Origin of the sequence: Tsuneonella aeria (genome assembly GCF_009827495.1) — a bacterium.
Lineage (GTDB): Bacteria > Pseudomonadota > Alphaproteobacteria > Sphingomonadales > Sphingomonadaceae > Tsuneonella > Tsuneonella aeria.
In genome coordinates this window covers 246029-266515 of sequence record NZ_WTZA01000001.1, presented here as the reverse complement: position 1 = coordinate 266515, position 20487 = coordinate 246029, and the positions used below count along the sequence as shown (strand labels likewise).

The 20487-nt window shown below is 67.6% G+C and carries 17 protein-coding genes; 4 read left to right on the top strand and 13 right to left on the bottom strand.

The genetic code is table 11. The annotated features are described in order from the left end of the window. Positions 1 to 4 precede the first annotated feature (4 nt). From GRI40_RS01300 to dapA, 5 genes are read right to left on the bottom strand one after another with little or no spacing between them, the layout of a single operon-like run. The gene (locus GRI40_RS01300) at positions 5 to 1504 is read right to left on the bottom strand and encodes a DUF4139 domain-containing protein (protein WP_160609669.1); all 1500 of its coding nucleotides are present in this window, start codon (positions 1502 to 1504) and stop codon (positions 5 to 7) included. Positions 1505 to 1563: 59 nt separating this feature from the next. Continuing rightward, positions 1564 to 4023, bottom strand: coding sequence for a hybrid sensor histidine kinase/response regulator (locus GRI40_RS01295; RefSeq protein ID WP_160609668.1), 2460 nt, complete (start codon positions 4021 to 4023; stop codon positions 1564 to 1566). After that, positions 4020 to 4565, bottom strand: coding sequence for a DUF2062 domain-containing protein (locus GRI40_RS01290; RefSeq protein WP_160611305.1), 546 nt, complete (start codon positions 4563 to 4565; stop codon positions 4020 to 4022). The genes GRI40_RS01295 and GRI40_RS01290 overlap by 4 nt, the downstream gene beginning before the upstream one ends. 2 nt (positions 4566 to 4567) lie before the next feature. Further along, a complete protein-coding gene (gene smpB / locus GRI40_RS01285) occupies positions 4568 to 5050 on the bottom strand; it encodes an SsrA-binding protein SmpB (protein ID WP_160609667.1) in 483 nt (160 codons plus the stop codon). A 45-nt stretch (positions 5051 to 5095) separates the two neighbouring features. Continuing rightward, on the bottom strand, positions 5096 to 5977 hold the full coding sequence (dapA, locus tag GRI40_RS01280; protein ID WP_160609666.1) for a 4-hydroxy-tetrahydrodipicolinate synthase: 882 nt from the start codon (positions 5975 to 5977) through the stop codon (positions 5096 to 5098). A gap of 107 nt (positions 5978 to 6084) precedes the next feature. On the opposite strand from dapA, the gene GRI40_RS01275 reads away from it, so the two are divergent. The 3 genes from GRI40_RS01275 to GRI40_RS01265 are packed head-to-tail and all read left to right on the top strand — an operon-like array spanning position 6085 to position 9074. After that, the gene (locus GRI40_RS01275; RefSeq protein WP_160609665.1) at positions 6085 to 8067 is read left to right on the top strand and encodes a lytic transglycosylase domain-containing protein; all 1983 of its coding nucleotides are present in this window, start codon (positions 6085 to 6087) and stop codon (positions 8065 to 8067) included. A 34-nt stretch (positions 8068 to 8101) separates the two neighbouring features. Then, entirely contained in the window at positions 8102 to 8584 is a 483-nt protein-coding gene (locus tag GRI40_RS01270) for a GreA/GreB family elongation factor (RefSeq protein WP_160609664.1), read from the top strand. Then, a complete protein-coding gene (locus GRI40_RS01265) occupies positions 8577 to 9074 on the top strand; it encodes an invasion associated locus B family protein (RefSeq protein ID WP_160609663.1) in 498 nt (165 codons plus the stop codon). The genes GRI40_RS01270 and GRI40_RS01265 overlap by 8 nt, the downstream gene beginning before the upstream one ends. Before the next feature lie 58 nt (positions 9075 to 9132). On the opposite strand, the gene GRI40_RS01260 is transcribed toward GRI40_RS01265, so the two are convergent. The 5 genes from GRI40_RS01260 to GRI40_RS01240 all read right to left on the bottom strand — a co-directional run bounded on the left by GRI40_RS01260 (position 9133) and on the right by GRI40_RS01240 (position 13709). Next, positions 9133 to 9807 carry an outer membrane protein gene (locus GRI40_RS01260; protein WP_160609662.1) on the bottom strand — a complete coding sequence of 225 codons (675 nt, stop codon included), beginning with the start codon at positions 9805 to 9807 and terminating at the stop codon, positions 9133 to 9135. Between the two features lie 144 nt (positions 9808 to 9951). Then, positions 9952 to 11751 (bottom strand): acyl-CoA dehydrogenase C-terminal domain-containing protein, encoded by a 1800-nt coding sequence (locus tag GRI40_RS01255; protein ID WP_160609661.1) that lies wholly within the window; start codon positions 11749 to 11751, stop codon positions 9952 to 9954. A gap of 11 nt (positions 11752 to 11762) precedes the next feature. Then, positions 11763 to 12212, bottom strand: a complete 450-nt coding sequence (locus GRI40_RS01250) for a MerR family transcriptional regulator (protein ID WP_202390112.1) — start codon at positions 12210 to 12212, stop codon at positions 11763 to 11765. 32 nt (positions 12213 to 12244) lie between these two features. Then, on the bottom strand, positions 12245 to 12640 hold the full coding sequence (gene hisI, locus GRI40_RS01245) for a phosphoribosyl-AMP cyclohydrolase (protein WP_160609660.1): 396 nt from the start codon (positions 12638 to 12640) through the stop codon (positions 12245 to 12247). A gap of 265 nt (positions 12641 to 12905) precedes the next feature. Next, a complete protein-coding gene (locus GRI40_RS01240) occupies positions 12906 to 13709 on the bottom strand; it encodes a ComF family protein (protein WP_160609659.1) in 804 nt (267 codons plus the stop codon). Positions 13710 to 13756: 47 nt separating this feature from the next. Here GRI40_RS01240 and GRI40_RS01235 point away from each other — a divergent pair, with 47 nt between their 5' ends. Then, positions 13757 to 14527, top strand: coding sequence for a class I SAM-dependent methyltransferase (locus GRI40_RS01235; protein WP_160609658.1), 771 nt, complete (start codon positions 13757 to 13759; stop codon positions 14525 to 14527). Here GRI40_RS01235 and ppdK read toward each other — a convergent pair. From ppdK to GRI40_RS01220, 3 genes are read right to left on the bottom strand one after another with little or no spacing between them, the layout of a single operon-like run. Continuing rightward, the gene (gene ppdK, locus GRI40_RS01230; RefSeq protein ID WP_160609657.1) at positions 14524 to 17190 is read right to left on the bottom strand and encodes a pyruvate, phosphate dikinase; all 2667 of its coding nucleotides are present in this window, start codon (positions 17188 to 17190) and stop codon (positions 14524 to 14526) included. The genes GRI40_RS01235 and ppdK overlap by 4 nt on opposite strands. A gap of 58 nt (positions 17191 to 17248) precedes the next feature. After that, positions 17249 to 19525 (bottom strand): glycine--tRNA ligase subunit beta, encoded by a 2277-nt coding sequence (glyS, locus tag GRI40_RS01225; protein ID WP_160609656.1) that lies wholly within the window; start codon positions 19523 to 19525, stop codon positions 17249 to 17251. A 34-nt stretch (positions 19526 to 19559) separates the two neighbouring features. Next, positions 19560 to 20471, bottom strand: a complete 912-nt coding sequence (locus tag GRI40_RS01220) for a glycine--tRNA ligase subunit alpha (protein ID WP_202390111.1) — start codon at positions 20469 to 20471, stop codon at positions 19560 to 19562. Positions 20472 to 20487: the final 16 nt, after the last annotated feature.

Genomic DNA, 20487 nt, shown 5'->3' with positions numbered 1-20487 from the left:
GCTCTCAGTACCGCGTCTCGTAGGTTACGCGCACTTCGCGCTTGCCGTTGGCGGGGACCGTCACGCGATAGCGGCGCTGCCCCGCGTTGATCTGTTCACCCGCCACGTCTTCGCTGGTGACGCGGAAGTCGCGGCTCCACCATCCCTGGTCGAGGCCGGCTTGCGTCAGGTCGACCTCGACCGGTACCGGCTTTGCGTTCGTGAAGCTGTAGCGCATCGTCGTGCGCCAGTATTCCACCGGGCGTTCCGAAGTGACCTCGCGCACGACGGCGCCGTCCTTGACCACGCGATAGCGGCTGCTGGCTTCCCATTCGTTGGCCGTGATGCGATCGCGGCTCACGACTTCGGCCTGGACGAAGACGTCGAACGCATCCCCTGTCACCAGCTCCAGCGCGCTGCCCATCGGGGTGTGCCCGATGCGGCTTTCCCCGACGAACTGCGGCGTGCCCTGCCGGTCGCGCTGGTAGAACCGGACGATCCCGGCGGGCAAGGCATCGCCAAGACCCTGGTCGCGCGCGGTCGAAAAACCGATCGCGGTGGACACGTTCACCGGCGCTCCGTCGCTGCCCAACCAGCCGACCGTGCGGGCATAGACGCGCCGGGCGGGCACCGCCTGAACGTCGAGGAAGCTGACCTGCTTGGTCTGTGCGTTGGCGATCGTGGTTCGGCCCGTCAGGGGATAGAGGTAGAAGTCGCCGAGTTGTTCGCGCGGTGCCGTCTCCGTTCCGGGGACGAAGCCTCCGGGGGGCGGCGGCGGAACCCGGGGGCGGCGGATCTGGTTTGCACCCGACATGCCCGACGGCGTGCCCGCGACCAGGACGGTATCGGCGTTGTGAAACGTCGTGCCGGTCTGGTTGGTCAGGGTCACCCACCCCTGCATGTCGGTTGTCCCGCGCGCTTCGTCATAAAGGGCGACGTAATCCGCCGACCAGCCGAGCCCGCCTGTCAGGTATCTGATCGAGGCGGGCCGTGTCCCCGCGCGATCGCTTTCGACCGTGACCGAGAGGGTCGGCCGCGCCCGCAAGTTGGGCGGCACGCCGTCGAAGATCGTGCGCACCGGCAGGCCATCGTCGCGCAGCACTTCGATCCGGTCGCCGATCTGGACGACCACGCCGCCCGCCGTGGACAGGACCGTTGCCTGTTCCCGCGTCTCCGCCCCGGTCGCGGGATTCGTGCGGACCAGCGTGACGGTCTGCCCGATCGCCTTTTCCATGAGCTTGGTCGGCGTCAGGAGGTCGAAGTCGAAGTTCTGTTCGACGATGCCCGCGCCTTCGGCGGCGAAGCTCAGCGTCTCGGGCCGGATCTGCGCGGATACGTCAGGAAATTCGATCCGGCTGCGGCCGTTTGGGATCGAAAGCTGGCGAACATCCTGCACCAGCGCCTGCCCGCCGTTGTAGATCGTCACGTCGAGATCGCCCTGGGCGCTCGGCCCCGCTTCCCCGGGCTGCGCAAGCGTGGCCGACGCGACGAAAAGTGCTGCGGTCCCCAGCAATGCGAAGCGCATGACCGACCCTCCATGGAAACGTGATTTATGTTACAGTGTCACATGCCGCACACGGCAAGTCAAGTATCCGATCGACCACGCTGCGCGCCCAGGACTACGCCGACCTTGTCGGAAATCTGCTGCACGCTGAACGGCTTGGGAAGGAAGTGCATGTCCGCCATGTCGATATCGCGCCGCAGCTGCTCTTCCGCGTAGCCCGACATGAACAGCACCGGCAGGGCCGGGTGGAGCTTGCGGATCGCGCGCGCCATGGTGGGCCCGTCCATCCCCGGCATGACCACGTCGCTGACCACGAGGTCGAACGGTTCGCCATTGGCGATGGCGGAGAGCCCGTCTTCGCCGTCAGCGGCCGTGGTCACGGAATATCCGGCGCGCACCAGCGCGCGTTCCGCCACCGCGCGGACCATGTCTTCGTCTTCCACCAGCAGGATGCGCCCCCCGCCGGCCCACTGGACCGCCGGTTCGGGTGCCGCCCTGGCACGCGGCGCGGGCATGGCGCCCTGATAGACGGGGAAATAGACGGTAAAACGCGCGCCGTGAGTCGCTGTACCGGACGGCAACGGAATGTTGTCCGCAAAGATGAATCCGCCCGACTGCTTGACGATGCCATAGACGGTCGAAAGCCCCAGCCCGGTGCCCTTCCCCTGATCCTTGGTGGTGAAGAACGGTTCGAAGATCTTGCCGAGGTGTTCGGCTGGGATGCCCCCGCCGGTGTCCTGGACGACCAGCGCCGTGTAGTCGCCTTCCGGCAGGATCTCGGTGCCCATGTGGCGCACGTCCCGGGCAGTGACGCGGCGCGTGGCGATGGATAGCTTGCCGGCACTGCCGCCCTTGCCCTCCCCTTGGGCGAGCATGGCGTCACGCGCGTTCACCGCGAGGTTCACGATCACCTGCTCCAGCTGCTGCGGATCGGCGCGCACCGGCCCGAGGTCTCGATCATGGTTCACGCGCAGTTCGATCTTTTCACCGAGCAGCCGCTTCAGCAGCTGGCTCACCTCGCTGACCACATCGGGCAGCTGGAGAACCTCCGGACGCAAGGTCTGCTGGCGGCTGAAGGCGAGCAGCTGGCGCGTCAACGCGGCCGCCCGGTTGGAGTTGGCACGGATCTGCTGGATGTCATCGTAGTCGCTGTCACCAGGCGAATGGCGCAGCAGCATGAGATCGCAGGTGCCGATCACCGCGGTGAGCACGTTGTTGAAATCGTGCGCGACACCCCCTGCGAGCTGGCCCACCGCCTGCATCTTGGTGGCCTGCGCCACCTGCCGCTTCAATCGCGTTTCCTCGGTGGAATCGACCAGGCTCAGGAGCACCGCCGCCTCGCCCAGGCCGCGGACGCCGGCGATGCCCAGCGATACGGGCTCGTCAGGCTGGCCACGCAGGCGAAGTGCCATGTCGGTCGCAGCGGCAGGCCCCTTGCCGAAGCGGCGGACCGCATCCACCAGCGCCGCCTTGTCTTCGCGCACGACGAGGTCCGAAGGGAACTGCGGCAGCGCCGCGCCCTCGATCGCGGCAGCCCGGCGAAACGGCTTGTTGGCGAAGAGGAACCGCCCGTCGCGATCTGTCATCGCCAGACCAAGCGGAAGGGCGCCCAGCAACGATTCGAGCTGCGGGGTGGCACCCGGCCCCGCCCCTTCCGTGGCAGCCCCGATCCCGACGCCCGAATCGATCAGAAGCATCAGCGAACCGCTCTCGTCCGCCCCGGGCAAGCGGGGATCGCCCTGTTGGCCGAGCGGGATGTGGATCAGGGTCTGGGGGTTGCCGCGGCGCCCCTCCCGCGCAAAGAAAATCCGTTCGCGTTCGTCGGCACGCAGCAGGGTGGCGAAATCCTGGCCCGCCAGGGTCGCCTCCGGGTCCCCGATTGCCCGCTCCGCAAAACCCGGTGCGGCGGCGCGCACCAGGCCGTCGGCCCCCACCAGCGCGGCCTCGATCCCTCCGCGTGACAGCAATGTCCCCAGCGGGCCGGCAATCCGCGCACCGATATCTTCCGCGAAGTCCTCCTCGGTGATGCCGGTCAGGCGCCAGATCAGGTAATCGTCGCCCCGCCCGGCACGCTCCGCTTCCGCACGCCAGCTCGCCGCGGCACCATCGGCCCGGAGACATTCAGCCGAAGCGCGGCCGTCACGCCAGGCTTCCCGCGCCGCGCGGGTCATCGCTTCGAGGCCGGCGCGGTCGAGCGGCAGGTTGGGCGGCGCATTGCCGGCGCCGAACCATTCGCTGTAGGCCGTATTGGCGCAGACCAGGCGGTTGGCTCTGTCGACGATGGCCACCGCCTCGCCGCGCCGCTCGATAGCGGCGACCGTGACCGACCAGTCCGGGGGCGCCAGCCCTTCCGGCTCCCCGCGCCCGCGCAGGCGGACGAGAGCGAAACCGGCTGCGACAAGAACCAGCAATCCGCCCGCAAAGGCAGCGGCCGCCGCGAACGCGCCGGTCGCGAACCAGACCAGGAGGACACTCAGGACCAATGCCCCTGCCAGGGCGCCCGTGAGCCGGGTCCCCGCGTTGAGATCCGCCGCCGTCATCGGTTGCGCATGGTTTCGATCATCAGCCTGCGCTTGCGCCCGATCCACCATGCCCAGAAAAGTTTCGCGAGGAGGTAGCCGATCGAAGCGGTCACCACCGCGATCACCGCCAGCCCGAAAAGCACCGCCGGCGCCGCGTCGGAAACGAACCAGCGCGTCCAGTCGCCCAGGCTCGCGCCGCTGTTGAACAAGGCCTGCAAGGTGCTGAGGTCCGCCTTGAACCCGAACCAGTTGCCCACCCAGGCCGCGGCCAGCAGGATCAGCGGCGTCGTCGCGGGATTTGACAGGAAGGTCATCAGCGCGGCGATGGGAATGTTGCCGCGGCTCGGCACGCAGAGCAGCGCGGCGCCGATCATCTGAACGCCGGGAATCAGGGCGAATATCCCCACGAGGAGCCCCGCCGCCACGCCCCGCGGGACCGAGCGGCGCGTGAAACGCCACAGTTCATGCCGGCGCGCGAGCGGGCCGACCCACCGCGAATGTTCCAGGTCTTCCCGCTTGGGGAGATTGCGATTGACCCATGCCGACGCGCGCTCGAACATCGTCACCCGCGCTCGCGCAGGAGGCGCGCCTTGTCGCGCTGCCAGTCGCGGTCCTTGATCGTCTGGCGCTTGTCCTGCGCCTGCTTGCCCTTGGCCAGGGCGAGTTCCACTTTTGCGCGGCCACGCGAATTGAAATAGATCGACAGCGGCACCAGCGTCATGCCCTTGCGCTCCACCGCGCCGGTGAGCTTGTCGATCTCCCGCGCGTTGAGCAGCAGCTTGCGGGGCCGGCGGGGTTCGTGATTGAAGCGGTTGCCGTGGCTGAATTCCGGCACGTTGGCGTTGACCAGCCACACCTCGCCGCCGCGCACTTCGGCGAAGCTTTCCGCGATGGACGCCTCGCCCGCGCGCAGTGCCTTCACCTCCGTGCCCGTCAGCATCAGGCCGGCTTCGAACTTGTCCTCGATGAAGTAATCGAACCGCGCGCGCCGGTTCTCGGCGACGGTCTTGTGCTTGTCGAAGGTTTCGGGTTTCGGGCGCGCCATGGAAGCGGCGCATCTAGGCACTCTGGCCGATGCTGCCAAGCGCGCTTACAGCAGGCCGGCGTGCTCCAGCGCTGCATCGACCGCTTTTTTCGCCGCGTCGGAGCATTCCACCATCGGCAGGCGCACGCTGGGGGAAACGAAATCGTGCACGCGGCTCAGCGCGTACTTAACCGGCCCCGGGCTCGCATCCTCGAACATCGCGTAGTGCAAGGGGTACAATCGGTCGTTGAGATCGCGCGCGCGGGCGAGGTCGTTGGCCGCGATGGCAGCCTGGAATTCGGCGCACAATGCCGGGGCGACGTTGGCCGAGACCGAGATGCAGCCCACTCCGCCCGCCGCGGAATGGGGCAGCCACAGTTCGTCGTCGCCCGAAAGCTGGCAGAACTCCTTGCCGATTCCCATGCGATGATCGGTCACGCGCGACAGGTCGCCGCTGGCATCCTTGATTCCGATTATCTGTCCGGGGAATCGCGCCGCCAGCTCGCACACCGTTTCCGGCAGGATGTCGGTCACCGTTCGCCCGGGCACGTTGTAGAGCACGATGGGCAGGTCGCTGTTTTCGGCGAGAAAGCTGAAATGGGCGATCAGGCCCTCCTGGCTCGGGCGGTTGTAGTACGGGGCCACGCACAGGGCGGCCGATGCGCCGGTCTTGCGGCTGAAGTTCATGTGCAGGCGCGCGTTCATCGTGTCGTTGGAACCGCACCCGGCGATCACCGGCACGCGGCCGGCAGCCTGTTCCACGCACACTTCGATCACGCGGTGGTGTTCCGCATTGCTCAGCGTCGAAGCCTCGCCCGTGGTGCCGCAGGGAACCAGCGCGCTCGATCCGCTCTCGATCTGCCAGTCGACCAGGCGGCGAAACGCCTTCTCATCGAACGCTCCGTCGCGAAAAGGAGTCACGAGAGCGGGAATCGAGCCGGAGAACATTGCCGTTGCGCCTTTTCCTGGCCCATACGAATGCCGGAACGGGGGGTCCGTATCCGCGCGCCCGGGGCCCGTGTTATTCAGCGCCTGATAAGGAGACGGTGGCCAGAATGTCCAGCATGCTCGGTAATCGCTTGATCCCCCTTCGCTTTCTGGCCCTCGCCACCACCACTCTCATCTCGGCGCCGCTCGCCGCCCAGGCCACTTACGACGCCACCTACGACGGCCGGGCGCAGATGGTCGTCCCTTCTTCGGGCCAGGCTGCCGTCGCGGTCGAGCGCTGGAAGCAGCTGACCGCGAGCGATCGCCTTTCCTTTTCCGATTACGCCGGGTTCGCCCTCGCCTATCCGACTTATCCGCGGATGGAGATCATCCGCAGCTACGCCGAAAAGGCGCTGGAGCGCGATCTGGCGACAACGCCGCAGCAGGTCGCCGCGTTCTTCGACCGCTTCCCGCCGCAGACCAACGCGGCGCGCGCGCGCTACGCGCTTGCTCTCGGGAACACGGGACGGCCCGAAGCGCGAGAGGTCGCGCGCACCGCATGGCGGGGCGGACAGATGAGCAGTTCGGTCGAAGCATACCTGATGGGCCTCCACGGCCCTGCATTTACGATCGACGACTACGACGAACGGATGCGTTCGCTGCTGTGGCAGGGCCAGAACGAAGCGGCGCTCCGCACTCTGCCGGCCACGTCTCCGGCCAATCGCGCGCTGTTCAACGCGCGGCTTGCGCTGTTGCAGGGGCAGGACCCCGCGGCATCGGGAATTCCGGTCCCCGCCAACGCCACCGCCGATCCGGGCTATGTCTTCAATCTGGCGCGGCATTACCGGTCCACCGGGCAAGGGTATCGCGGCCAGCAGCTGCTGGCGACGCGCGCGGCATTCTTCCGCCCGCCCCACGATGCCGAAGACATGGTCACCGAGATGCTGACCCAGGCCAAGGGCGCGTCCGCCAACACCGCCGCCGCGATCGCGTCCAAGGTCGATGACCTGTTTGCGCCCGGCACCGACATCTCGGGCCTCAGTTACCGCCTGCGCGACGATTACACCTCGCTGATGTGGCTGGGCGGAACCAAGGCGCTGTGGTCGATGGGCGACGGCCGCGCGGCGGCACCGCTGTTCTATCGCTACGGCAACGCGGCGCGCACCCCGCAGACCCGTTCGAAGGGGTTCTACTGGGCCGGCAACGCATCGGCGCAGGCCGGCAATGCCGCCGAAGCGAACCGCTATTTCGAAATGGCGGCGAAGTATCCGGAGTATTTCTACGGCCAGCTCGCGCTCGAGCGGCTTGGCCGTCCGCTGCCGTCCTTGCGGCAGGCATCGACCGTCCAGCCCACGCCGGCCGAAGTCGCATCCTTCAACGCGTGGCCCCTGGTCCAGGCAGTGCGGGCGACAGCGCGCGCGACGGACTGGCGCACCGAACGGTATTTCTTCACCGCGCTCGCAGACCAGGCGAGGACGCCGGGCGAACTGCAGCTCGTCGCCAATCTGGCCGCGCAGATGGGCCTGCCGGAACTCGGCGTGGTGATCGGCCGCGTCGCGCCGGAAAAGGATTTCAGCGGCTTCACCACGGTCGGTTTTCCCGTCGTCGCCCAGCCGCCAGGCACGGACTACACCGTGGTCCACGCAATCGCGCGCCAGGAAAGCGAATTCGACCGCGACCGGGTGAGCCACGCCGGCGCTCGGGGTCTGATGCAGATCATGCCGGCCACGGCGCGGGAACAGGCGGGCAAGATGGGCATGTCGTACATGAGCGCCAGTCTGACCGGCGATCCGCAGTACAACATCCGCCTGGGCGACGCGTACTTCGCGCGGATGATGGACTACTATGGCGGCAGCTTCCCCCTTGCCGCGGCGGCCTATAACGCGGGCGCCGGCAACGTGAACAAGTGGCTGCGCGCCAATGGCGATCCGCGCACGGGCGCGATCGACTGGCTGCGCTGGATGGAATCGATCCCGATCTTCGAGACGAAGAACTACGTGCAGCGGGTGATCGAGAACGCCGTGGTGTACGAAGCGCTCCACCCCGAAAAGGTTCGCGGCGGCCGGCCCCGCAGTGCAACCCAGTTCATCGGCAAACGCACGCCGGGTTGATGGCGGCGCAGGCGGTCCGCTATGGCGGGCCGCGATGTCCGCCGCCCGTTCCAACCCCATCACGCCCGCCGGCTTCGCGGCGATGAAGGCGCGTTACGACCACCTGTTGGGGGAGGAGCGCCCGGCCGTGGTGGAGATCGTCAGCTGGGCCGCCGGCAACGGCGATCGCAGCGAAAACGGGGACTATCTCTACGGGCGCAAGCGGATGCGGGAGATCGACCGGGAATTGTCCCAGCTGTCGCGGCGAATGAAGGCCGCCCGCGTGATCGACCCGCGCGAGCAGGTGGACCGCGCGCGCGTTTACTTTGGCGCGCAGGTGACGCTGGTTGACGAGGACGACCGCACGATCCGTCTGACGCTGGTGGGTGACGACGAGCAGGACGCCTCTATCGGCCGCGTCGGGTGGAGCTCGCCCATGGCGCGCGCCTTGCGCGGGGCCGAAGTGGGCGCATTGCGCACGGTGCGGCTGCCGGCGGGGGAGCGCGAATGGGAAGTGACCGCGATAACCTATGAATAGCCGCGCTTGCCTGGCGGGTGCCGCCATCCTGCTGGTGGCAATGCCCGCGGTCGCCCGCGACAGCCTGGGCGTGTACGATAGCTGGGGCGCGTTCCGCGATCCGGCCGTCCCCCGGTGCTACGCCATCGCCAAGGCACAGCCCAGCAAGGCCCGGCGGGATGCGCAACCCTTCGCCGCGATCGGATACTGGCCGACGCGCGGGGTTCGCGGGCAAGTGAGCTTCAGCCTGTCGCGTTCCGCCGCCCCCGCCCCTGCGCCTGTCCTGCGCATCGGAAACGCCCGGTTCGATCTCAAGGGCTCAGGGCGCCAGGCATGGGCCAGCGACAAAAGCGTCGATGCCGCAATCGTGGCGGCCATGCGCGCGGGCGCGACCATGTCGGTGTCCGCGTGGGATACGCGGGGCAACCGGTTTACCGACCGCTACCGGCTGGAAGGCGCCGCAACGGCGATGGATGCAGCGACCGTGGGATGCGCGCGACTGGGGCGCTGAACATGAAAAGGGCGGAGCCGAAGCCCCGCCCTTCCCTATCTGCCGAAGATCGGTCCGCTCAGAAGCGGATGCCGGCCGTCGCGACCACCTGGTGGCGGTCGGTGTCGAGGTTGAAGCGGCTGCCATCCGGCGTGTTGCCGTCGAAGTCGAATTCACCCTTGCTGTACTTCGAGTAGCGGTATTCCGTCCCGATGTAGGCGTTGCGGCCTACCGCGAATTCGGCACCCGCGCCCACGCGCCAGCCATCGGTGTCCAGACCTTCGTCAAGGTTGACCGTGTTGTTCGATCCTTCGACCGAGAAACGCTGGTTGGTGTAACCAGCCTTCGCATAGACCATCGTCGAAGGGCTGGTGACATAGCCGACCCGGCCGCCGACGTAGATGTCACGATCGGCCTGCACGCGGCCCAGGTTGAACACCAGGGGATCGTCGTTGTTGAAGTCCTCACCGGCAGTGCTGCCGGAATACGAAGCTTCCGCGCCGATGCGCAGGTTTTCACCCACGGGGAAGTCGTACCCGACCACGGCGCCGTACTGCACCCCGTCCATCGACTGCTTCAGGTCGCGCGCATCGTCGATGTCTTCGCTGCTTCCCGAGCGGATGTGGTCCCAGCCGACTTCGCCGCCGACGCGGACACCGCTGAAGGGAACCTCGGAAGCGGTCTGGGCCATCGCGGGAACCGCGATAGCCGCCAGGGCGCCCGCTGCGGCAAAGGTTGCGATCCGAATTTTCATTGTCTGTAACTCCGTTGTCGTATCCGGGCTCGCCATTACGATGCCCTGGACCCGCTCAACGGAGGCGGGATGCGCCAGTTTCATTAACCTCAAACAACGGCGCGTTTGTGGCATTTCGGCCACAACGCCGGCGCAGCCAAGCCCTCAGGCCGCGGTAAGGAACGCGTCCTCGTCCAGCGCCATCACCGCGTCCGATCCGGCTTCGATCTTCTGCCGCAGTGCACCGGCATCGGGGACGTAGCGTTCGAAGAAGTACCGCGCCGTGGTCACCTTCGCCTGGTAGAACGCCGCATCATCCGGTCCGGCAGCCAGGCGCGCGGTCGCCAGCTTCGCCATGCGCAGCCACATCAGCCCCAGCGAAACCACGCCCATGATGTGCAGGTAATGATGCGCCCCGGCGCCCAGGTTTTCGGGGTTGGCCATCGCGTTCTGCATGAACCACATCGTGGCTGCCTTCTGTTCGCCCACGGCCTTGCCCAGTGCCTCGGCCATCGGCGCCAGGTCGCCTTCGGTTCCCGCCACCTCGTCGTCGATCATCCTGAAAAACGCCTGGATCGCGGCCCCGCCCTTGCTGGCAAGCTTCCGGCCGCACAGGTCCATGGCCTGGATCCCGTTGGTGCCTTCGTAGATCTGGGTGATGCGGGCATCGCGCACGAACTGTTCCATGCCCCATTCGGCGATGTAGCCGTGGCCGCCGAACACCTGCTGCATGTCCACCGCCACCGCGAAGCCCTTGTCCGTGCCGTAGCCTTTGATCACCGGGGTCAGCAGCCCCAGCAGGTCGTCAGCGGCCGTACGCTCGTCCGCGTCGTCGGAATTGTGGGCGATATCCACCTGCAGCGCGGCCCAGAGGTAAAGCGCGCGCATCCCTTCGGTATAGGCCTTGGCATCCATCAGCATCCGGCGCACGTCCGGGTGCACGATGATCGCATCCGCCTTGGCCTCCGGATCGCGCGGGCCGGTCAGGGCGCGGCCCTGGCGGCGCTCGCGCGCATAGGCGACTGCGTTCTGGTATGCCGCTTCCGCCTGGGCGAGACCCTGAATGCCGACCCCGAGGCGCGCGGCATTCATCATCACGAACATGGCGGCCAGGCCCTTCATCTCCTCGCCCACCAGCCAGCCGGTCGCGCCGTCATAGTTCATGACGCATGTCGCGTTGCCGTGAATGCCCATCTTGTGTTCGATCGAACCGCACTGCACCGCGTTGCGCGCGCCCAGGGTGCCGTCGTCGTTGACCAGGAACTTGGGCACCACGAACAGGCTGATGCCCTTGCTGCTGTCGGGCGCGCCGGGTGTCTTCGCCAGCACCAGGTGGATGATGTTCTCGCTCAAGTCGTGCTCGCCGGCAGAGATGAAGATCTTCGTTCCCGTTATCGCGTAAGTCCCGTCGCCCTGCGGCTCGGCCTTGGTGCGGATAAGGCCCAGGTCCGTGCCGCACTGCGGTTCGGTCAGGTTCATGGTCCCCAGCCAGCGGTTGGCGATCATGTTGGGCAGGTAACGATTCTTCAGTTCGTCGCTGCCGAAGGCCAGCAGCGCGCTGACCGCCCCGTTGGTGAGGCCCGGATACATCCCGAAGGAATGGTTCGCGGACGAGACGAATTCTTCCAGCACGAAACCCAGCACGTGCGGGACGTCCTGTCCGCCCAGCTCCGCCGGTTGCGACAGCGTGGACCACCCCGCCGCGACATACTGGTCGAAAGCCGCCTTGAAGCCGGTGGGGGTCGTCACCGATCCATCGGGATGGCGCGTGCACCCTTCCCGGTCGCCCACCTGGTTCAGCGGCTGGAGCACCTCGCTCGCGAACTTCCCCGCTTCGTCTATCAAGGTATCGATCAGGTCGGGCGTGGCAGCCTCGAAGCCCGGGCGGTTGCCGTAGCTTGCAAGATCGAGCAGCTCGTTGACGATGAATTTGGCGTCACGGGTAGGCGCGGTGTAAGTTGGCATGGGATCCTCGTTCAGCCTTCGTCCGCCACGCGCTCGACGTGGACAATGAAATCGGAAAGTTCGGTTATGGCCGCGTCGATATCGGCGCGCTGGCGTTTCAGTTTCTCGATATGGTCGCGGCACTTCGCGATCGTGACGCGCCGCTGCTCGACCCGCCCGTCGCCGAGGTCGTAAAGGTCGATCATCTCGCGAATTTCGCCGAGGCTGAACCCGACGTTCTTCGCGCGCATGATCCATGCGAGCCGGGCGCGGTCGCGCTTCGAATAGATGCGGGCGAGGCCCACGCGGCGCGGCGCGATAAGGCCTTCATCCTCGTAGAACCGCAAAGCGCGCGCGGTGCAGTCGAATTCGGACGTCAGGTCGGAGATCGAGAACTGTTCGCGATCGTGGATGTCCGGCCGGTCGATGTGCGCGCCGCCATGGGGGGCGTCGGCGGGAACTTTACGGGCGGTGTGGGCCATGCCCGGTACATACCGCCTGGTTTACGCAAACGTCAACATTTGACGGGCAGGAGAACCCCGTCGTTGGCAAGTTCCCGGTAGAAACACGATCCCGCGCCCGTATGACAGGCCGGGCCGGCGGGCGCGCACTCGAGGACGAGCGAGTCATGGTCGCAATCGACCAGGATACGCGATACCCGCAGCACGTTGCCGGAGGTTTCGCCCTTCTGCCACAACACCCCGCGCGACCGCGAATGGAAGTGGGCAAGGCCGGTCTCGCGGGTCGCCGCAAGCGCCTCGGCATCCATGAAGGCGACCATCAGGACCTGCCGCGTGACGCCATCGACGGCAACCGCGGTCAGCAGCCCGGCTGCATCGAATTTCGGCTGAAATAGCGTCTGGTCGTCGCGGTCTGTCACTTTGATTCCGTAGGTTACGCTGCCGCGCATTCTTGTTGCAGGATGACAACAGATGCCAGACAAAAGTCGGCACTTCGCAAGATGCGCCTTTGATCGGCGCGACATTGGTGGGACACAGGCTGCGCTGCTCCGAAAGGGGCGCGAACCGGACTTCGGTGCCTGTCAGAGCGCCAGGGTTCAGGGACTGGTCGGCCGCACAACGCCATGCGATGCGGCCGGCAGACGATGAGGGATCGGACCCAGCCGGCCAAAGGGGGTGGCCGTCGTTGCCGCAAGGCGGGTCCAGCGTATTTCGTCACGGTACGCCCGGGGCCAGCGCCCCGGGCGTTTCCGTTTGCGGGCCGCCGATCTCGCCTTCGACTTCGTCCAGCACCCGCGCGAAACAGGCGATCATCACGCGGCGCGCGCCCGCCCGCTTCAGCACGCGCACCGCCGCGGTGCTGGTGGCGCCGCTGGTCAGCACGTCGTCCACCAGGATGATGTTGGCCCCGGCGACTCGATCGGCCCGCCCGGGGTTGACGGCCAGCGCACCCTGCAACGCGCGTGCGCGTGCGTTCCGGCCGAGCCCGCCGAGCTTGGGCGTGTGCCGTGTGCGGACCATGGCATCGACGACGCACGGCTGCCCGGTCAGCTTCGCCATCTCCTGCGCCAGCAAGGCCGCCTGGTTGTATCCCCGCGCCCACAACCGCCAGCGATGCAGCGGAACCGGAACAATGATCCACGCCCCTTCCAGCACCGGCAGGCGCGCGGCGATCAACCGCGCGAGGAACGGTGCCAGCGCGATCCGCCGCCCGTGCTTGAACGCCAGGACCAGCTGGCGGGACCCGTCGCCGTAGATCGTGCCGGCGGCGATCCCGTCATGCAGGGGCGGCGTGGCGAGGCACGGGGCGCACAGCGCGCCGGCGGTCACCTGCGCATCCTCGAGCGGGCGCTGGCACATGGCGCAGCCGGGCAGGCCGGGAATGCGCAGCGTGCCCCAGCAATCGGTGCACAGGCCGGGCTGCACGCCGGTCGCCGCGCCGCACACCGGGCACCGGGGCGGATAGACCAGATCGACCAGGGGCGCGAGACCGTCACGGATCGTCTTCGCCACCGTCATCGACAGGGCCCTTGCCACGTGCACCGCACGGATGCGAAGGCCGCCCCATGACGTCCGGCACCCCGCCCCGCATTTTCGACGAACGCCGGCGGCAGGCGCGCGCCGAACGGTCGCGGCGCCTGCAACAGCGCCAAGATGCGCCCCGATGGCTGGCGGAGGCGATGGCCGAGGACGCGCTCGACCGGATCGCCTTCATGCGGCTGACGCCCGCGCGGGCGCTGGTCGCCGGCACCGGCGCGGACATGGTGGCCGAGACGCTGGCGCAAGGCGGCGCGGAGGTGACCATGGTTGACGCCGCGGGGCTGGATCATGAGCGGCCTTATCCCTTTGGCGGGTTTGACCTGATCGTCAGCCTGGCGGTGCTCGACACGGTCAACGACCTGCCGGGCGCGCTGATCCACCAGCGCGCGGCACTGGCGCCCGGCGGGGTGCTGGTGGCGAGCATGGTCGGCGCCGGCAGCCTCCCGCGGCTGCGCGCCGCGTTGCTTGGGGCCGATGGCGAGCGGCCCGCGGCCCGCCTGCACCCGGCCGTGGATGCCGCATCGGGCGCCGCGCTGCTGCAGCGGGCCGGCTTCGCGCGGCAGGTGTCCGACGGGTGGACCTTGCGGCTGGGCTACCGAGATGCCGCCACCCTTGTGGCCGACCTGAGGGCACAGGGACTGACGAGCGTGCTCGCCGACGCCCCGCCCCCGCTGACGCGCTCCGGCTGGGCGCGCGCCCGGGCGGCATTCCTTGCCGAGGGTGATGACGCCGGCCGCGTGATCGAGACCATCGAGATACTGACGCTGACCGGCTGGCATGACGCCCGCCCGGACTAGCGCCGCAACGCAGCCTGCGCGGCGGCGAGGCGCGCGATCGGGACGCGGTACGGGCTGGCGCTGACGTAATCGAGGCCCACTTCCTGGCAGAACGCGATGCTCGCCGGATCGCCGCCATGTTCGCCGCAGATGCCGAGTTTGAGGCCGGGCACACTCCCCCGCCCACGTTCCGCCGCGATGCGGACGAGCTCGCCCACGCCGTCCACGTCCAGGCTGACGAACGGATCGCGCGGGAAGATGCCCTGTTCGACATACTGGCTGAGGAAACGGCCCGCATCGTCTCTCGAAACGCCGAGAGCAGTTTGCGTCAAATCATTGGTTCCGAACGAGAAGAACCGAGCTTCATGCGCGATGTCGCCGGCCATCAGGGCGGCGCGCGGCAGTTCTATCATCGTGCCGACGAGGTATTCGAGCCGCTGGCCCCGCTCCGCAAACACCGCTTCCGCCACCCGGTCGATCAAAGCGCGCAGGATTGCGAGTTCGCGGCGCGTGGCGACGAGCGGAACCATGATCTCCGGCACCGGGGCCGCGCCGCCTTCGTCCGCCACGTCGCAGGCGGCTTCGTAGATGGCGCGCGCCTGCATCTCGTAGATTTCGGGGTAGGTAATACCCAGGCGGCACCCGCGATGGCCCAGCATCGGGTTGAATTCGTGCAGTTCCTCGGCCCGGCGGCGGAGATGGTCCACACCGTAACCGGTCACCTCGGCCAGCTCGGCGAATTCCGCCTCGGTACGCGGGAGGAATTCGTGCAGCGGCGGGTCGAGCAGGCGGATCGTGCACGGCAGGCCCGCCATGACGCGGAAGATTTCGGCGAAATCGGCCCGCTGTTCCGGCAGCAGCAGCGCCAGCGCCCTTCGGCGGCCGGCCTCGTCCTCCGCCAGGATCATCTGGCGCACGGCGCTGATCCGGCCTGCGTCGAAGAACATGTGCTCCGTGCGGCAAAGACCGATCCCTTCCGCACCGAACTGCCGCGCCATGCGGCAGTCGGCGGGCGTTTCGGCGTTGGTACGCACTTTCATGATCCGGTGGCGGTCCGCCCATTCCATCAAGGTGCCGAAGTCGCCGACCAGCTCGGGCTCGATCGTGGCGACTTCGCCCGCCATGACCTGGCCGGTGCTGCCGTCCAGCGTCAGTATGTCGCCTTCGGCCATGTCGCGCCCGGCGATCCGCAAGGTGCGCGCGCTGAGGTCGATCGAGACGGCCGAGGCACCCGAGACGCAGCAGCGCCCCATGCCGCGCGCGACGACCGCCGCGTGTGACGTCATGCCGCCGCGCGCGGTGAGAATGCCCTGCGCGGCGTGCATCCCATGGATATCCTCCGGGCTCGTCTCCACCCGAACCAGGATCACCTTCTCGCCCCGCGCGACCCAGTTTTCTGCGGTATCGGCGTCGAGCACGATGCGGCCCGACGCTGCGCCCGGGCTCGCCGGCAAGCCGGTGGTGAGCACGTCGCGCGCGGCAGCAGGGTCCAGCGTCGGGTGCAGCAACTGGTCGAGCGCCATCGGATCGACGCGAAGGATCGCGGTCCGTTCGTCGATCAACCCTTCGCCCGTCATGTCGACCGCCATCTTGAGGGCGGCCTTGGCGGTGCGTTTTCCGCTGCGCGTCTGCAGCATCCAGAGCTTGCCGCGCTCCACGGTGAATTCGATGTCCTGCATGTCGCGGTAGTGCGATTCCAGCAGGTCGAAAACGCGGGCGAGTTCGCCGTAAGCCTCCGGCATCGCCTCCTCCATGGAGAGCGGCCTGGCGCCTGCGGCCTCCCGCGCCGCGCGCGTCAGGTACTGCGGCGTGCGTATGCCGGCGACGACGTCCTCCCCTTGCGCATTGACCAGCCACTCGCCGAAATAGGCCCGCTCGCCCGTTGCCGGATCGCGCGTGAAAGCGACCCCGGTGGCGCTGGTGTCGCCCATGTTGCCGAACACCATGGCCTGCACGTTCACCGCGGTGCCCCAATCGGCGGGAATGTCATTGAGCCGGCGATAGACCTTGGCGCGGTCCGAATCCCAGCTGTCGAACACGGCGCGGATCGCGCCCCAGAGCTGCTCGGTCACGTCTTGCGGGAACGGGGCGCCCAGTTCCTGATCGACGATCGCGCGGTACCGCGCCACAAGCTCCCGCCAGTCTTCAGCCGCCATCTCGGTATCGGCGAAGTAGCCCCTGTCTTCCTTGGCGATTTCCAGCGCTTCTTCGAACAGCCCGTGGTCCAGGCCCAGGACCACGTCGGAATACATTTGGATGAACCGGCGATAGCTGTCCCAGGCGAACCGTTCGTCTCCGCTCACCGTCGCGAGCCCTTCCACCGTCGCGTCGTTGAGGCCCAGGTTCAGCACCGTGTCCATCATGCCCGGCATGGAGACCCGCGCCCCTGACCGGACGGACACGAGCAGCGGATCGGCCGCATCTCCGAAGCGCTTGCCGACCGCTTTTTCGATATGCGCCAGTGCCTTGTCGACCGAAGCTCTCAGCGATTCGGGAAACGCGCCGCCTTCCGCCAGGTAGCGGACGCATTCTTCGGTGGTGATGGTGAAGCCGGGGGGAACAGGCAGGCCGATGGCGGCCATTTCGGCAAGGTTCGCCCCCTTGCCGCCAGTGACGGTCTTGTCCTTCTGCCGGGCATCGACATGCGGCGCGCCGCCGCCGAAGGGATAAACCGTTTCGTTCATGCAACGTCCCTGAATGTTGAAAGGTGGACCACAGGTTACCCAGTTCTGGAAGCGGAACTCACCCTTCGATCCGGGAAAAATCCGCCACCCGGTGCACAGCATCGCGCAGGCGGGCCAGCAGCCCCAGGCGCGCATCACGCCTGGCCGGATCGGCATCGTTCACGGTCACGGTGTCAAAGAACGCATCGATCGGTGCCCGCAGCCTCGCGAGCGCGGCCATCGCGCCGGCGAAATCCTCTCCATCCACCGCCGCGGTCGCGGTGGGCTCCGCAAGGTCGAGCGCCTCCATCAGCGCCTTTTCGGCAGGTTCCGGCGTGTAGGAAAGCGGATTCTCGCGCTCCTTCTCGATCGCCAGCCGCGCCTGGACCACGGCGGCGAGATCGGGATCGTCGACCATCGCCAGCGGGTCTTCCTCGCCCGTGCGGGGAATGCCCGGGGTCTGCAGGGCCCCCTTCGTGCCGGCGGACGCTGGTGTCGCGGGCGCGTTCGCGCCATCGCCGCCACCGTCCCTATTCGATGCCTGCGCGGCGCCTTCCTTCCTGAGGATGTTCGCGGCGCGCTTGTAGCCGGCGAGCAGGTTGGCGCCGTCTTCGGTCTCCATGAAGACCTGCAAGGCCTTCACCCGGGCAAGCAGGCGCACCAGGTCGTCTTCCGGATTTCCCGCGTTTCGGCCCAGCGCGAACACAGCGTCGATGAGGTCGTGACGCACGCCCGCCTCGCGCTGCTGGACTTTCAGGCGGTCGGCGAAGAAATCGAGCACTTCGGTTGCCGACCTGTCGAGCCGGTGAGTCGCCGCACTGTCGCTGTCCTGGCGCGCACGGTTGGCCAGCGCGCCCCGCACCACCTGTGTCAGCGGCATCCGCAGGTCGTTACGCGCGATCAGCTCCAGCGCGCCGATCGCAGCCCGGCGCAGCGCGAACGGATCTTTCGAACCGGTCGGCTTCTGGTCGATCCCGAAGAAGGCGCAGATCGTGTCGAGCTTGTCAGCGAGGCTGACCGCCACCGTGACCGGAGCGGTGGGAACATCGTCGCCCTGCCCCGCCGGCTTGTAGTGATCGCGAATGGCATCCGCCACGGGATCAGGCAGACCTTCGGATCGGGCGTAATATCCGCCCACAAGCCCTTGAAGTTCCGGAAATTCTCCGACCATCTCGGTAACCAGATCGGCCTTGGCGAGGCGCGCGGCCTGCTCGGCCTGGGCGGGGTCGGCGCCCTTGACGATACCCTCCTCCACCAGCCACCGCGCCAGCTTCGCCACGCGTTCGACCTTGTCGGCGACCGTGCCGAGCTTCTCGTGGAAGGTGATCCGCTCCAGCTTCTTCGCGTGCTGCGCGAGCGGGGCCTTGCGGTCCTGCTCCCAGAAGAACCGCGCATCGGAAAGGCGCGCGGCGAGGACCTTGCGGTTGCCGTCGACCACCGCCGCGCCGCCGTCGGCCGCGTCGATATTGGCGGTGCAGACGAACGCGTTGGCGAGCTTGCCCGCGCTGTCGTTGCAAACGAAATACTTCTGGTTGGTGCGCGCGGTGAGCTGGATGACTTCGGGCGGCACGTCGAGGAACGCAGCGTCGAAACGGCCGAGGAGCGGCACCGGCCATTCGGTGAGACCGGCGTTCTCCACCACCAGGCCCTCGTCTGCCACCAGCGTCAGCCCTTCGGCCTCGGCAGCGCGGCGAGCGCCATCACGGATCAGGTCTTGCCGTTCGGCATGATCGACGATGACGTGGCAGGCGCGGAGTTTTTCCGCGTAATCGTGCGCGCCGCCGATCGTGATCGGCCCGTCGTGGTGGAAACGGTGGCCGAGCGTGGCATAGCCGCTGGCGACGCCGCCCACCTCGCACTCGACCAAATCCTCGCCAAGGATCGCGACGATCCCGCTGAGCGGGCGGACCCAGCGCAGGCTCTCCGTGCTGAGCGACGCCGCGCCCCAGCGCATCGACTTGGGCCAGGGAAACGCCTGGACGATCGCCGGGATCGCCTCGGCCAGGACATCGCGGACCGCGCGGCCCGGTTTCTCGACGACCGCAAAGTACACGCCGCCGCGATCTTCGAGCTGCTCCTTCGCGAGGCCGGTCTTGCGGAGGAAACCCTCCAGCGCCTGGTCAGGCGCGCTGGTGCGGGGGCCCTTCGTTTCCTCGCGCACCGGCTCGGTCGCGTCCGGCAGATCGCGCGCGATCAGCGCGAGGCGGCGCGGGGTGGACCACACCGTGATCGCGCGCGGCGCAATGCCTGCGGCGTCCATTTCCTTGCGGAACAGCTTTTCCAGATCGGCGCGCGCGCCCGCCTGCATGCGTGCGGGAATTTCCTCGCAGCGGAGCTCGAGAAGGAATTCGCTCATCTTGCGGCCTCAAAGAGAATTCTCTTTCGCACTATCACAGCGACCATCCGGGGTATCGCGCCTGCCATTCGGGCGCCTTCATCGCGGCGTAGGCCTCGCACGAAGACCGCGCCAGATCGCGCACCCGCGCCATGTAGCTGGCCCGTTCCTGCACGCTGATGACGCCCCGGGCCTGGAGCAGATTGAACACGTGGCTTGCCTCCACCGCCTGTTCGTAAGCGGCGATGGGCACGTCGGCGGCGAGCGCGTTGCGGCACTCCGCCTCGGCCTTGGCGAACAGGTCAAACAGGGCATCGGTGTCGGCGACTTCGAAGTTCCACTTCGACATCTGCCGCTCGTTCTCGAGGAAAACCTCGCCGTAGGAGACCCCTTGGGCGTTGAACGCCAGGTCATAGACGTTGTCGACACCCTGAAGGTACATCGCCAGCCGCTCCAGCCCGTAGGTCAGTTCCCCCGCCACCGGCTTGCAGTCAAAGCCGCCCATCTGCTGGAAGTATGTGAACTGCGTCACCTCCATCCCGTCGCACCAGACTTCCCAGCCAAGGCCCCAGGCGCCCAGCGTCGGGCTCTCCCAGTCGTCCTCCACGAAGCGGATGTCGTGCTTCAGCGGATCGATGCCGATCGCGGCCAGGCTCTTGAGATAGAGTTCCTGCAGATCCGGCGGGCTCGGCTTCAGGATAACCTGGTACTGGTAGTAATGCTGGAGACGATTGGGGTTCTCGCCATACCGCCCGTCCGTCGGGCGGCGGCACGGCTGCACGAAGGCGGCGTTCCACGGTTCCGGCCCCAGGGCGCGGAGCGTGGTGGCTGTGTGGAAAGTGCCAGCCCCCATGCGCATGTCATACGGCTGAAGGATCAGGCAGCCCTGCGCGCTCCAGAAATCGTGGAGCGCCAAAATCATGTCCTGGAAGCTGCGTTTCGGGTCACGGGATATGGCGGCGCTCATGGCCCGGGCCATGGCG